This is a genomic window from Roseococcus sp. GW821-FHT12F05, from assembly GCF_058806835.1.
Genome location: NZ_JBXAQB010000003.1, coordinates 16418 through 29432 on the forward strand (window position 1 = coordinate 16418; position 13015 = coordinate 29432).

Here is a 13015-nt window from a genome sequence, read left to right on the forward strand (position 1 = left end):
TGCTGGAGGAACGAATTGAACAGCACACTCGCAACACCGGGCCGGCTCACCGGCCTGATCGGCTCTCGCATCCGCGCCCTGCGCCTGGCGCGCGGCATGAGCCTGAACGGACTTGCCGCGCTGTCCGGTGTCTCCGCCGGCATGGTCAGCCAGATCGAGCGCGACCGCGCCAACCCCTCCCTGAACACGATCGAGAAGATCTGCGAGGCCCTGGCCGTGACCACCGACGCGGTGCTGAGCGCGGAGCTGCTGCTGGCGGACCCTTATTTCGTGTGTCGCGTCAGCGGGCGGAAGAACATCCTGGTCGGCACGGCGCCGATCCTGAAGGAGATGATCTCGCCCGCGGGCAATCGGGGCCTCCGGATGATGCTCATCTCGTTGCCGCCGCAATCGGAGAATCTCGACGTCGTGATCGGCGCCGGCGAGAAGGCGGGCCTCGTCCTGGAGGGCGAGATCCGCATCGTCGTGAACGGCGAGGGGGCGACGCTGCACGCCGGCGACAGCTTCCAGTTCCCGAGCGATCAGCCGCACAGCCTCCACAACGACAGCGCGCAGTTCGCGAAGGTCATGTGGATCATCGCCGAAGGCATCCGGGGGGGCGCCTTCTAGCTACGCCGGTCGGCGCGCCATCAGCGCCGCGCCGATGCGCTCCATCTGCGTGGCGAGGTCGAGCTCCGCCGCCTCGCCCGCCGCGACGGCGGCGAAGAAGCGGCGCTTGAGGTAGTGCCGCCAGCTCACCGGCTGGGCGGCGAGGAAGCGCGTCAGCTCGGCATAGCGCGCCTCCGACCAGACGGCTTCGAAGGTCCGCCGCGTTTCGCCGAGATCGAAATGCGCCACCGGGGCCGGCGCTCGCGCCGCGCGCAGCGCCTCTGTGGCCAGAAAGTCCACATCGCCACCGCGCAGCACCACGCCGTAGCCCTCCCGCGCCGCCGCTGCCGAGACGAAGCCGCGCCGTACGTCCTCTGCCACCGCCTCCGGATCGCGCGTGAAGGGGGCGCCGTAGCCGCCGGCGCCGGCGCCGACGACGCGCACGATATCGCCGGGCTCGCAGGGCATGATGTCGGTGTTGCCCTGGCTGAGCTCGCGCGGCGTGCCGGGGTTGCGCTGGAAGGTGGAGGTCGATCCGGCACGCCCGCCCAGTACGCCCCAGGAGGCGAAGACGGAGCGGTTGCGGTTGCGCGCCGTCACCACCGTGCCGGGCGAGAAGACCTGGAACTCCATCACCGCCGCAAGCCCGCCGCGATGGCGGCCGGGCCCGGCGCTGTCGGGCCAGAGGCCGTAGCGGCGGAAGAGGATGGGCACCTCCGCCTCGGTGATCTCGATGGGCGTGTTCTTGAGGAAGGCCTGCGCGCCGCCCGCGCCGTTGGGCCCGTCGGCGAAGGGCGTGCCGCCGCCGCCGCCGCCCACCGGGCCGATGGAGGCCATCACCGGCCGCCCGTCATAGCCCGCCGTGCGGAGGTTCATGATCGAGTTGCCGCCGGGCGAGGTGGCCGGCATGCGCTCCGGCATGGCGAGCGAGAAGGCGCCGAAGGTGACGATCTGCGTCAGCATGCAGGTCAGCGAGCGCATGCCCACCGCCGCCGGCGCGACGCAGTTCACCACCGAGCCCTCCGGCAGGATCGCGCGCGCCGCGCGCAGCGTGCCGGCGTTCAGCAGCAGCGTGGGGTCGAGCGTGAAGAGCACGTAGGTCAACCCGACATGCACGAGCGGATGCCGCGGATGCCCGCCCGTCGGCATGTTCAGCGAGGACGCGACCTGCGGGTCGCTGCCGGTGTAGTCGAGCTCGACCGTCTCGTCCTCGACGCGGAGCGTCAGCGCCATGCGGCAGGGCACGCCGCCCTCGCCGTCCTCGTCGGCGAAGTCGGCGAAGAAATACTCGCCGTTGGGGATGGTGCGGATCGCGGCGCGCGCCTGGGCCTCGGCGTAGTCGAGCATGGCCTGCATGCCGTCGCGGAAGGTCTCGGCGCCGAAGCGGGCGATGATCTCGTGGATGCGGCGCTCGCCCACGTTCACCGAGGCGATCTGCGCCTTCAGGTCGCCCCAGTTCTGGCCGGGCGCGCGGACGTTGAGGCGCATGATGCGCAGCACGTCCTCGTTCATCTCGCCGCGGCGCACGAGCTTCAGCGGCGGCACGCGGATGCCCTCCTGCTCGATCTCGGTCAGCGAGCGCGAGAGCGAGGCGGGGACGGCGCCGCCGACATCGGTGTTGTGGATATGGCCGACGACGAAGCAGATGATCTCGCCCTCATGGAAGACGGGCTTCCAGATGTGCACGTCCGGCGTGTGGGTGCAGACGAAGCCGCTGTAGGGGTCGTTGGTGGCGCAGATGTCGCCTTCCTCATAGGCGTCGATCATGGCGATGACCGGCCCGTAGTCGATGCCGCTGTACCAGGGGGCGCCGAAGCGGCGGGGGGAGGCGAAGGCCAGCCCCTCCCGCGTCACCAGCGTGCAGGAGAAATCCTCGGTCTCCTTGACGAAGGTGGAATGCGCGGTGCGCATCAGGGTGAAGGCCATGGCGTCGGCGGCGGCGCCGCAATGGTCGGCCAGGATCTGCAGGCTGCGGCGGTCGATGGGCATCAGCGCGCCTCGGGCTCGAGGAGGAGGTTGCCGTGGGCATCCACGGCGACGGCGAAGCCGGGCGGGACCACGGTGGTGCAGTCGGGCTGCGCGACGATGGCGGGGCCGGCGAAGGCATGGCCGGCCCGCAGCGCGTCGCGCGCGAAGAGCGGCACGGAGCGCCAGGCGTGGTCGAGGAAGACCTCGACCGTCGCATGCGGCTCGGCGGGCGCGCTGGCCTGGGGCAGAAGGGGCAGGTTGGGCTTCGGCGTCTCGCCGGCGATGACGAGGCGCAGCGACACCATCTGCACCGCGGCGCCGGGATCGGCATGGCCGTAGAGCTTCTCGTGCTGCGCGTCGAAGGCGCGGTGCAGCGCGGCGAGGTCTCCCGCCTCGATCCAGGCGGGCTCGATCGGCGTGTCCACCTCGAAGGACTGGCCCTGGTAGCGCATCTCGGCGGAGAGGGTGAGGCGAGGCGGGCCGGCAAAGCCCTGCTCCTCGACCAGCCAGGCGAGGGCATCGCGGCGCATGGTCTCCAGCGCATCGCGCAGCACCGGCTCCACGCCGGGCGCGAGGCCCGCATAGAGCGTGCGGATGAAGTCGTTGCGCAGGTCGGCGACGAGGCCACCCAGCGCGCTCAGCACGCCCGGCGTCGGCGGCACCACGACGCCGGCCATCTTCAGCTCGCGCGCCAGGAATCCGGCGAGCATCGGCCCGGCGCCGCCAAAGGCGAGCAGCCGGAAGTCTCGCACGTCCAGGCCGAAGCGGGAGATGAGGCCGCTCGCATCGGCGTACATGGCGGAGACGGAGAGCTCGAGGATGCTCGCCGCCGTCTCCTCCAGCCCCGCGCCGAGCTTCCCGGCCAGCCCGCCCACCGCCGCGCGCGCGGCCGCCACGTCCAGCCGCACGGCGCTGTAGCCGAGATCGCTGTGGCCGATGAAGCCGCAGACGGCGGCGGCGTCGGTGACGGTCGGCTCCGTGCCGCCCTTGCCGTAGCAGGCCGGGCCCGGCGTGGAGCCCGCGCTGCGCGGCCCGACCTTCAGCACGCCCAGCCCGTCCACCCAGGCGATCGAGCCGCCGCCCTGGCCGATGGAGGTCACGGAGACCGAGGGGATGTGGATCTGGAAGTCGCCGATGATCTCGCCCGTGCCGTATTCGGCGCGGCCCTCGGTCAGCACGGCGAGGTCGGCGCTGGTGCCGCCGATGTCGAGCGTCAGCAGCCGCGGGAAGCCGCAGCGCTCGGCAATGAAGCCCGCGCCGATCACGCCCGAGGCGGTGCCGGAGAGGATCATCTGCACGCATTCGGCCTTGGCTTGGGCGAGGCCCATCACGCCGCCGTTGGACTTGGTGATGCGTGGCGCCGCCGGCACGCCGAGCCTGGCCAGCGTCGCCTCGAAGCCGTCGAGGTAGCGGGAGACGCGAGGCTGCACGTAGCCGCTGATGCAGGCGGTGATGCTGCGCTCGTACTCGCGGATGATCGGCCAGACCGCGCCGGAGCGGAACACCGGCAGGGCGGGGTCAAGCTCGGCGAGGATCGCCTCCATCTCCCGCTCGTGGACATCGTTGCGCCAGGCGTGCAGCAGGGCGATCACGACGGCCTCGGCGCCCGCCGCCTTCGCCGCCGCATGGGCGGCGACGACGCTCTCGCGCGAGACGGGCGCGTGCACGCTGCCGTCCGCGCGCAGCCGTCCCTCGATGCCGAAGACGCGGTCGCGTGGCACCAACGGATCGGGCCGGCGGGAGTAGAGGTTGTGGATCTGCGGGATCTTCAGCCGCGCCATCTCCAGCACGTCCTCGAAGCCCTGCGTGGTCAGCAGCGCGAGCCGCGCGCCGTTGCGCTGGATGACGGTGTTGATGCCGACCGTGGTGCCATGGGTGAAGTGCTCCACCGCCGCGGCCACGACGCCGTGCTGCCGTTCCAGCAGCGCCAGGCCCTGCTCGATCTCGGCGCCGGGCGCGTCGGGGCGCGAGAAGACCTTGAGGGTGACGAGGCGACCGTCGGCCTCGTTCAGCGCCGCGAAATCGGTGAAGGAGCCGCCGACATCGACTCCCACGCGCCAGCTCATGCGCGAAGCCCTGTGATCTGTGCCATGGTGCAGATCACTGCCACGCATGGCCTGGCCCCTCCAATGACTTCTGGGCCGCCGGCGCCAACCCGAGGTTATGAAGATCGGCGCGGGCCGCCCCTGCAGGGACATAACCACAGGTTCTGTCCCATGGCTCAGATGCGATTGGACCGGCCTGGCCGTCTGCCCAATTCTTCAAACGGTCATTGTACGGAGCGCAGCGCGTTGGATCGCAGACCGGATGTCTGAGGCGGGGCCCCTCCTGCGCCGGCTGGGCGAGCGCGGGCGGCCGGAGGTCGCCTTCACCATCGACGGGCGACCGGCGACGGCGCTGCGCGGCGACACGCTGCTCACCGCGGTGCTGACGAACGCGGCGGCGCTGCGCCTCTCCGAGTTCGGCGACGGCCCGCGCGCCGGCTTCTGCCTGATGGGTGCCTGCCAGGACTGCTGGGTCTGGACCGAGGCGGGCACGCGGCTGCGCGCCTGCAGCACCTCTGTCGAGCCCGGCATGAGAATCGTGACGCGGGAGGCCCCATGGCCGAGCCTCGCGTGATTGTCGCGGCGGAGCCGCGCATCATCATCGTCGGCGCCGGCCCGGCCGGCACGCGGGCGGCGGAGCTGCTGGTTGCCGCCGGCCTGCGCCCGCTGGTGGTGGACGAGGCGCGCGCGAGCGGCGGCCAGATTTACCGCCGCCAGCCCGAGGGATTCACCCGCGATGCCAAGGCGCTCTACGGCACAGAAGCCGGCCGGGCGACGGCTGTGCATGCGGCCTTCGACGCGCTGGCCGGCAAGATCGAGTACTGGCCGGAATCCCTCGCCTGGAACCTGCGCCACGGCGAGCTGCACGTGATGCGCGGCGAGACCGCGCATGTCCGGCCCTTCGACGCGGTGATCCTCGCGACCGGCGCGACGGACCGGCTGCTGCCGCTGCCGGGCTGGACGCTGCCCGGCGTGTTCAGCCTGGGCGGCGCGCAGATCGCGCTGAAGGCGCAGGCCTGCGCGATCGGCAGCCGCGTGGCCTTCCTCGGCTCGGGGCCGCTGCTCTATCTGGTCGCGGCGCAATACGTGAAGGCGGGCGCCGAGGTGGCGGCGGTGCTGGACACGGCGCCGGCCTCCGCGCGCTGGCGCGCGCTGCCCTACATGGCCGCGCGGCCCTCGCTGCTGGTGAAGGGCGCGGCGCTGCTGCGGAGCCTGAGCCGTGCCGGCGTGCCCGTGCGACGCGGCGTGAAGCCGCTGCGGCTGGTCCCTGACGCGGGCGGCACGCGCCTCGCCGGCATCACCATCGCAGGACCGAAGGGCGAGGAGACCATCGCCTGCGACGCCGCCGGCCTCGGCTGGCACCTCCGCGCCGAGAGCCAGCTCGCCGACCTCGCCGGCTGCGGCTTCGACTACAGCGAGGAGCACCGCCAATGGCTGCCGCGCTGCGACGCGGATGGCCGCAGCCCCGTGCCTGGCGTCTACCTCGCCGGCGACGGCGCGCGGCTGCTCGGCGCGGATGGCGCGGAGATCGCCGGCAGGCTGGCCGCGCTGGCCGTGCTGCAGGACCTGAAGCGCCCCGCGCCCGCCGGCATCGACGTGGCATCACTGCACCGCCGCCGCCGCGCCATGGACCGCTTCCGCCGCGGCCTCACCATCGCCTTCCCCTGGCCGGAGGAGCTGGTGCGCAGCCTGCCGGACGAGACGCTGGTCTGCCGCTGCGAGGCGATCACCGCCGGCACGCTGCGCCAGGGCGCGACCGTGCTCGACGCGCCCGAGGTCAACCGCGCCAAGGCCTTCACCCGCGTCGGCATGGGGCGCTGCCAGGGCCGCTTCTGCGGCATCCCCGGCGCCGAGATCCTGGCCGCCGCGCGCGGCCTGCCGATGACACAGGGCGGCCGGCTGCGCGGCCAGGCGCCGGTCAAGCCCATCCCCATCTCCGCCATGGCGGAAGCTTCTTTGACGGATGGGGCCGAATGACCGAGAACCGCGCGGATGTCCTGATCGTCGGCGGCGGGCTGATGGGCGCCTCCACCGCCTTCTTCCTGCGCCAGCGCGGCCTCTCCGTGATCCTGCTGGAGCGCGGCCTCATCGGCCAGCAGGCGAGCGGCGTGAACTTCGGCAATGTCCGCCGCCAGGGCCGCTTCCCGCCGCAGCTGCCGCTGGCGCACCGATCGCGCGCGATCTGGGGACGCCTGCCGGAGCTGCTGGGCGAGGATGTGGAGTTCCTGCCCACCGGCCATCTCCGCGTTGCCTACCAGCCCGAGACCGTCGCGATGATGGAGGCCTATCGCGACACGGCGAAGCCCTGGGGGCTCGAGCTGGAGATGCTCAGCGGCAATGCCGTGCGCGACCGCTTCCCCTGGCTCTCCGGCGAGGTGCTCGCCGGCTCCTATTCGCCGAATGACGGCCACGCCAATCCGCGTCTCGTCGCGCCCGCCTTCGGCCGTGCGGCGCGGCGTGCCGGCGCGCAGATCATCGAGAATGCCGAGGTGCTCTCCATCGAGCAGGAGAATGGCGGCTTCCGCGTTGACACGGCCGACGGCCAGGTCTGGCGCGCGGGCCTCGTGCAGATCTCCGCCGGCGCCTGGGGCGGACGCATCGCCGAGCGCTTCGGCGAGCCCGTGCCGATCACCGCGCGCGGCCCGCAGATGGGCGTGACCGAACCCGCGCCCTATGCGCTGAAGCCCGTGCTCGGCATCACCACCAGGGAGACGAAGGAGGTCATCTATCTCCGCCAGGTGGCGCGCGGGAACGTGGTCTTCGGCGGCACGGGCCATGGCCCGGCGGATCTCGACACGAAGCTTCCGGAGCGCGCCGACCCGCGCATCACGGTGCAGCAGTTCACCCAGCTCCGCCGCATGGTCCCGGCCCTCGGCGCGCTGCGCATCATCCGGACCTGGAGCGGCATCGAGGGCTACCTGCGCGACGACATCCCCGTGATGGGGCCGAGCGGGAAGGTGCCCGGCCTGTTCTACGCCTTCGGCTTCTGCGGCCACGGCTTCCAGCTCGGCCCGGGCGTCGGCGACGTCATGGCCGAGCTCCTCGCGACCGGCCGCACCGAGACGCCCATCGAGCCCTTCCGCATCGGCCGCTTCGCATGAGCCTGCCCTTCGAGACGCAGGTGCTCGAGCGACAGCACGGCGCCTATCGCCTCTCCACCGACCGCGCGCTGCTGGACCTCGACCGGATCGTCGCCTTCATCCTGGAGGAATCCTACTGGGGGAAGGCGTTGGACCGCGGCCTGGTCGAGCGCTCCGTCGCCGGCTCGCTGGCCATCGGCGCCTATGCCGCGGATGGCGCGCTGGCGGGCTTCGCGCGCGTGGTCACGGACGGCGCCGTCTTCGCCTATCTGCGCGACGTCTTCGTCCTGGAGCCGCATCGTGGGCAGGGGCTCGGGCGCGCGCTGACGGCCGCGGCGCTGGACCATCCGGACCTCGCCACCGTGCGCAACTGGATGCTGGCCACGCGCGACGCACACGACGTCTACGCGCCGCTCGGTTTTGCACCGGTCGCTGATCCCTCGATCTACATGCAGAAGCGCCGATCCGGAGTAGCGGTATGACCGAAGAGTTGTGGCGCTGGGGCGCGGTGGAGCTGGCGGAGGCGATCCGCGCCCGCCGCATCTCCAGCCGCGAGGCGACGGAGAGCGCGCTGGCCCGCATGGCGGCGGTGAACCCGCAGCTCAATGCGGTCGTCGAGCCGATGGAGCAGGCCGCGCGCGACGCCGCGGACGCGGCCGATGCGGCGCTGGCGCGCGGCGAGGCGGCAGGGCTGCTGCACGGCGTGCCGGTCACGGTGAAGATGAACGTCGATGTCGCGGGCATGCGGCGCTCCAACGGCATCCTTGCGCTGAAGGACCGCATCGCGACGGACGACAGCCCGGTGGTCACCAATTTGCGCAAGGCCGGCGCGGTGATCCTCGGCCTGACGAACAGCCCCGCCTTCGCCGCGCGCAGCTTCACCAGCAACGAGATGTACGGCGAGACCCTCAACCCCTGGGGCCGCGCCTTCACGCCGGGCGGCTCCTCGGGCGGCGCAGCCGCGGCGGTGGCGGCGGGGATCGGCGCCGTCGCGCATGGCAACGACCTCGGCGGCTCGGTGCGGCAGCCGGCCTCCTGCTGCGGCGTGGTCGGGCTGCGCTGCACGCCGAGCCGCATCCCGAACTACAACCCCTCGGTCGCCAAGGACCGGCCGGCGCTGCACCAGTCCACCACCTCGCAGGGGCCCATTGCGCGCAGCATCGCCGATGCGCGGCTCGGTTTCTCGGCCATGTCGGCGCGCGACCCACGCGATCCCTGGTGGGTACCGGGCCTCTCCGACGCGGACAGCCTGAAGCTGCCGGTGCGCGTCGCGGTCTTCGCCGGCCCAGCCGATGTCGATGCGCCCGTCGCGGCGGCCGTGCGTCAGGCAGCGACCTATCTGGAGGAGGCCGGCTGCGCCATCGAGGAGGTGAAGCCGCCGCGCTTCGACGAGGCCTGGGACCTGCACCGTTCCCTGCTCAACGCCGAGCGCGAGGGCGCCACGCTGAAGGAAATCGAGCGCTACGGCGACGAGTTCGTCCGCCGCTCCATGCGGCACCGCCTCGCCTTCGGCCAGCAGGCGCTGACGGGCCGCGACGAGTACATCGCCGCCATGGCGATGCGCTCCACCATCCTTCGCGAGTGGAACCTCTTCTTCGAGACCTACCCGCTGCTGCTGATGCCGGTCGCCTTCGCCCATGCCATGCCCGCCGAGTACGACCAGCGCGGCGAGGAGGCCGCGGCGCGGGTCCTCTGGGCCAATATGCCGGCCTATGTCACGGCGCTGCTCACGCTGCCAGGGCTCTCCGTGCCGATGGGAATCGTGGACGGCGCGCCGACCTCGGTGCAGCTCGTCGCCGCACGTTTCCAGGATCCCTTCCTGCTCGACGCCGGCGCCGTCATCGAGGCGCGCGCCGGCCGCCTGACGCCGATCGATCCCACCCCCTGACAGACCGGAAAGGATGCCGCTGATGTCCCTTCATCGATGTGGCCGGGCCGCCGCGGCCCTTTCGGTCGCCGCGCTCCTGGCCGCCCTGCCGGCCGCCGCCCAGACGCGGCTGACGCTGGGCATCAGCGCCGCGCCCGGCACGGTCGATCCGCACTTCAACCAGGGCACCTCGACCCAGACCCTGATCTACCATGTCTTCGACACGCTCATCGACCGCCGCCCCGACTTCAGCCTGGCGCCGGCCCTCGCGCTGAGCTGGCGGCCGCTGACGGACACCCTGTGGGAGGTCAAGCTGCGCCCGGACGTCCGCTTCTCCGACGGGCAGGCCTTCTCCGCCGATGACGTGGTCTTCACCTTCGAGCGTATCCCCAACGTGCCCAACGCGGTGCTCACCTATTCCAGCCAGATCCGAGCCATCCGCCGCGTCGAGGTGATGGACCCGCTGACGCTGCATCTCCACACCGACGGCCCCGCGCCGAGCCTGCCGACCGATCTCTCGAGCGTGCCGATCGTCTCGCGCCATGCCGGGCAGGGCGCCTCGACCGAGGACTACAACGCGCTCCGCGCCGCCATCGGCACGGGCCCCTACATCCTGCGCTCCTATTCGCCCGGCAGCGAGGCGGAGCTGGTGCGCAACGAATCCTGGTGGGGCCCGCGGCCGGACTGGGAGCGGCTCTCCTTCCGCTACATCTCCAATGCCGGGTCGCGCTCGGCGGCGCTGCTCTCCGGCAGCGTGGACGTGATCGACCAGCCCTCGCCCAACGACCTGCCGCGCTTCCGCAGCACGCGCGACATCAGCGTCTTCTCCGCCCCGGGAACGCGTCTGGTCTATCTCGCTCCGAACCAGGCGGCCGAGGCGCTGCCGACGGCGACCGACAATGACGGGCGCCCGCTGACCACGAACCCGCTCAAGGACCGGCGCGTGCGGCAGGCGCTGTCGATGGCGATCAACCGGCAAGGGCTGGCCGAGCGCGTCATGCAGGGCACGGCGCTGGCGAACGGCCAGTTCCTGCCGCCCGGCATGTACTCGCACAATCCGGCGATCCCGGTCCCCGCCTTCGACGTGGAGGCCGCCCGGCGCCTGATGGCCGAGGCCGGCTATCCCGACGGCTTCCGCGTGACGCTGCCGGCCGCCTCCAACTCGCGCCCCACCGACCCGATCGCGGCGCAGGCGGTCGCGCAGATGTGGGGCCGCATCGGCGTGCAGACCGCGGTGGAGACGATGCCGCTCGCCGCCTATGGCGCGCGCTCGGCGCGGATGGAGTTCCCCTTCTCGATGTATGGCTGGGGCAGCGTGGGCAGCGCGGCCCATCCGCTGGTCAACGTCATCGCCACGGCCGACCGCGCGAGGTTGACCGGCAGCTTCAACCGCTCCGGCTATTCCAACCCGGAGCTCGACGCGCTGATCGCGCGCGCCACGACCATCATGGACGACAAGGCGCGCGAGGAGGCGCTGAACCAGGCCGTCGCCCTGGCGATGCAGGACGTGGCGATCATCCCACTCTACCAGCTCCTCAACTTCTGGGCGACGCGCCGCGGCATCACCTACGAGGCCACGGGCTACGACTACACGCGCGCCACGCTGGCACACCGGGTGCGTTGATGCGGCTCTTCATCTCCGTCGACATCGAGGGCATCGCCGGCGTCGTGTCGCGCCAGCAGAGCCTCCCCGCGGGCCGCGAGCACGACGACGCCTGCCGCTGGATGACCGACAGCGTGGCCGCGGCGGCCGAGGCGGCCTTCGCCATGGGCGTGGAGGAGGTCGTCGTCACCGACAGCCACCTCGTCTCGCAGAACATCCTGATCGACCGGCTGCCCGAGCGCGTGCAGCTCGTGCGCGGCGTGCGGCGTCCACTGGGCATGGTCGCCGGCGTGGAGCAGGGCCGCTACGACGGCGCGCTCTTCATCGGGTATCACACGGGCAGCACGCATCTTTCCGGCGTGTTGGGGCACACCATGCGCAGCCTGGTGGTGCGCGAGGTGCGGCTGAACGGCCGCGTGGTCTCCGAGGCGGGATTCTACCATCCGCTGCTGGGCCATTTCGGCGTGCCGCTGATCGGCATCTCCGGCGACGACCAGTTCGTCGAGGAGACGCGCGGCCTCGCCGGCGACGTCGAGGCCGCGGTGGTGAAATGGGCCTACGGGCACCTCGCCGCGCGGAGCCTGACGCCGGCGGCCTCCTACAAGGAGATCGACGCGATGACGCGCCGCGCGATCGCCCGCATCGGGGACTTTCAACCCTACCGGATCGAAGGCCCGATCCGGCTGGAGGTCGCCTTCAAGCACCGGCCGCCGGCCGACACGCTCTCGCTGCTGCGCGGGGTGGACCGGCTGGATGCCTACACCATCGGCCTCACGGTCGAGGACATGCGCGAGGCGTCGAACTTCATGCAGGTCGCGCTGGGCTACGATCCGACGGAGCAGTAGCGAGGGGCTCTGCCCCTCGCGCTCCCCACCAGGGCTTTTGGCCCTGGACCCCAAATCAGCGTGTCAGCCCCGCCTTCGCCACCGCGTGGCGAATGTCGTCCGCGATGTCCTGCACGAAGCGCGGTGCCGGCCGCGTGCCGGAGGTGACGAGGCTGAGGCTCATCAGCGTCCGCGGCACGAAAGGCCGGACCACCACCCCCGAGAACGAGGCCCAGGGGAACATGCCGTCCACCAACGCCACGCCCAGCCCCGCCTGCACCAGGGGCAGGGCCGAGATGGACATGGTGATCTCCGTGTGGAGCTCCCGCACCAGCCCGGCGCGCTCGAAGGCCCCGTCGAGCGGCGGGCCGACATCGGCGTGCGAGCCGTAGGAGATCAGCCGCTCACCCTTCAGGTCCTCCACCCCGATGCTCCGCTTGCGGGCGAGCGGCGAGCCGGCGGGCAGCAGCACGATCACCGGGGCCGCAGCCAGCAGCTCGGTCTGCACCATGGGGACGTGGATTGCCGAGAGGGTCAGCCCGAGGTCGACCTCGCCCACCAGGATCTTCTCGCTGAGCTCCTCGGCGGAAAGGGCGCGGAGCACCACCTTCACCCCAGGATGGCGCGCCTGGAAGGCGGCCAGGGCCTGGGGCAGCACGGAGAAGGTCGGCGGCGCGCTGGCGCCGATGCGCAGCAGGCCCACGCGCCGCTCCCGGATGCGGATCGCGAGGTCGCGCACCGCCTCGATCTCGCGGAAGACGCGGTCGGCGTCGGCATAGAGGAGCTGCGCCTCCGCGGTCGGCTGGAGACGGCCGCCGATGCGCTCGAAGAGGCGGTAGCCGATCTGGCTCTCCAGATGCCGCAGCACCTTGCTCACCGCCGGCTGCGACACGTGCAGCAGCTGCGCCGCCGAGGTGAGCGTGCCGCTGCGCATGATGGCGCGGAAGACCTCGAGCTGACGGGCGTTCATTGCGATGGTAGGATCGAAGGGAAACGGTCGCCCCGTCCAGCATCCAAAGCCCGGCTTTCCTCGGTTTCAG

The 13015-nt window shown here is 71.9% G+C and carries 11 protein-coding genes; 8 read left to right on the forward strand and 3 right to left on the reverse strand.

Translation table 11 applies throughout. The annotated features are described in order from the left end of the window. Positions 1–15 precede the first annotated feature (15 nt). Positions 16–609 carry a helix-turn-helix domain-containing protein gene (locus AC1ROY_RS08600; RefSeq protein WP_493148382.1) on the forward strand — a complete coding sequence of 198 codons (594 nt, stop codon included), beginning with the start codon at positions 16–18 and terminating at the stop codon, positions 607–609. Here the strand turns inward: AC1ROY_RS08600 and AC1ROY_RS08605 are convergent, their stop codons facing one another. Then, positions 610–2577, reverse strand: coding sequence for a hydantoinase B/oxoprolinase family protein (locus AC1ROY_RS08605; protein ID WP_493148383.1), 1968 nt, complete (start codon positions 2575–2577; stop codon positions 610–612). After that, positions 2577–4622, reverse strand: a complete 2046-nt coding sequence (locus AC1ROY_RS08610) for a hydantoinase/oxoprolinase family protein (RefSeq protein ID WP_493148384.1) — start codon at positions 4620–4622, stop codon at positions 2577–2579. Before AC1ROY_RS08610 ends, AC1ROY_RS08605 begins: the two co-directional genes overlap by 1 nt. Before the next feature lie 241 nt (positions 4623–4863). Here AC1ROY_RS08610 and AC1ROY_RS08615 point away from each other — a divergent pair, with 241 nt between their 5' ends. From AC1ROY_RS08615 to AC1ROY_RS08645, 7 genes are read left to right on the forward strand one after another with little or no spacing between them, the layout of a single operon-like run. Further along, positions 4864–5175 (forward strand): (2Fe-2S)-binding protein, encoded by a 312-nt coding sequence (locus tag AC1ROY_RS08615; RefSeq protein WP_493148385.1) that lies wholly within the window; start codon positions 4864–4866, stop codon positions 5173–5175. Then, on the forward strand, positions 5157–6578 hold the full coding sequence (locus AC1ROY_RS08620) for an FAD/NAD(P)-dependent oxidoreductase (RefSeq protein ID WP_493148386.1): 1422 nt from the start codon (positions 5157–5159) through the stop codon (positions 6576–6578). The genes AC1ROY_RS08615 and AC1ROY_RS08620 overlap by 19 nt, the downstream gene beginning before the upstream one ends. Next, complete coding sequence (locus AC1ROY_RS08625; RefSeq protein WP_493148387.1) at positions 6575–7702, forward strand: NAD(P)/FAD-dependent oxidoreductase; 1128 nt, start codon at positions 6575–6577, stop codon at positions 7700–7702. The genes AC1ROY_RS08620 and AC1ROY_RS08625 overlap by 4 nt, the downstream gene beginning before the upstream one ends. Next, on the forward strand, positions 7699–8163 hold the full coding sequence (locus AC1ROY_RS08630; protein WP_493148388.1) for a GNAT family N-acetyltransferase: 465 nt from the start codon (positions 7699–7701) through the stop codon (positions 8161–8163). The genes AC1ROY_RS08625 and AC1ROY_RS08630 overlap by 4 nt, the downstream gene beginning before the upstream one ends. Continuing rightward, positions 8160–9569, forward strand: coding sequence for an amidase (locus AC1ROY_RS08635; RefSeq protein WP_493148389.1), 1410 nt, complete (start codon positions 8160–8162; stop codon positions 9567–9569). Before AC1ROY_RS08630 ends, AC1ROY_RS08635 begins: the two co-directional genes overlap by 4 nt. Before the next feature lie 22 nt (positions 9570–9591). Next, on the forward strand, positions 9592–11172 hold the full coding sequence (locus tag AC1ROY_RS08640) for an ABC transporter substrate-binding protein (RefSeq protein WP_493148390.1): 1581 nt from the start codon (positions 9592–9594) through the stop codon (positions 11170–11172). Further along, entirely contained in the window at positions 11172–11996 is an 825-nt protein-coding gene (locus AC1ROY_RS08645) for a M55 family metallopeptidase (RefSeq protein ID WP_493148391.1), read from the forward strand. The genes AC1ROY_RS08640 and AC1ROY_RS08645 overlap by 1 nt, the downstream gene beginning before the upstream one ends. Positions 11997–12051: 55 nt before the next feature. Here AC1ROY_RS08645 and AC1ROY_RS08650 read toward each other — a convergent pair whose 3' ends face one another. Further along, a complete protein-coding gene (locus tag AC1ROY_RS08650) occupies positions 12052–12945 on the reverse strand; it encodes a LysR family transcriptional regulator (RefSeq protein WP_493148392.1) in 894 nt (297 codons plus the stop codon). Positions 12946–13015: the final 70 nt, after the last annotated feature.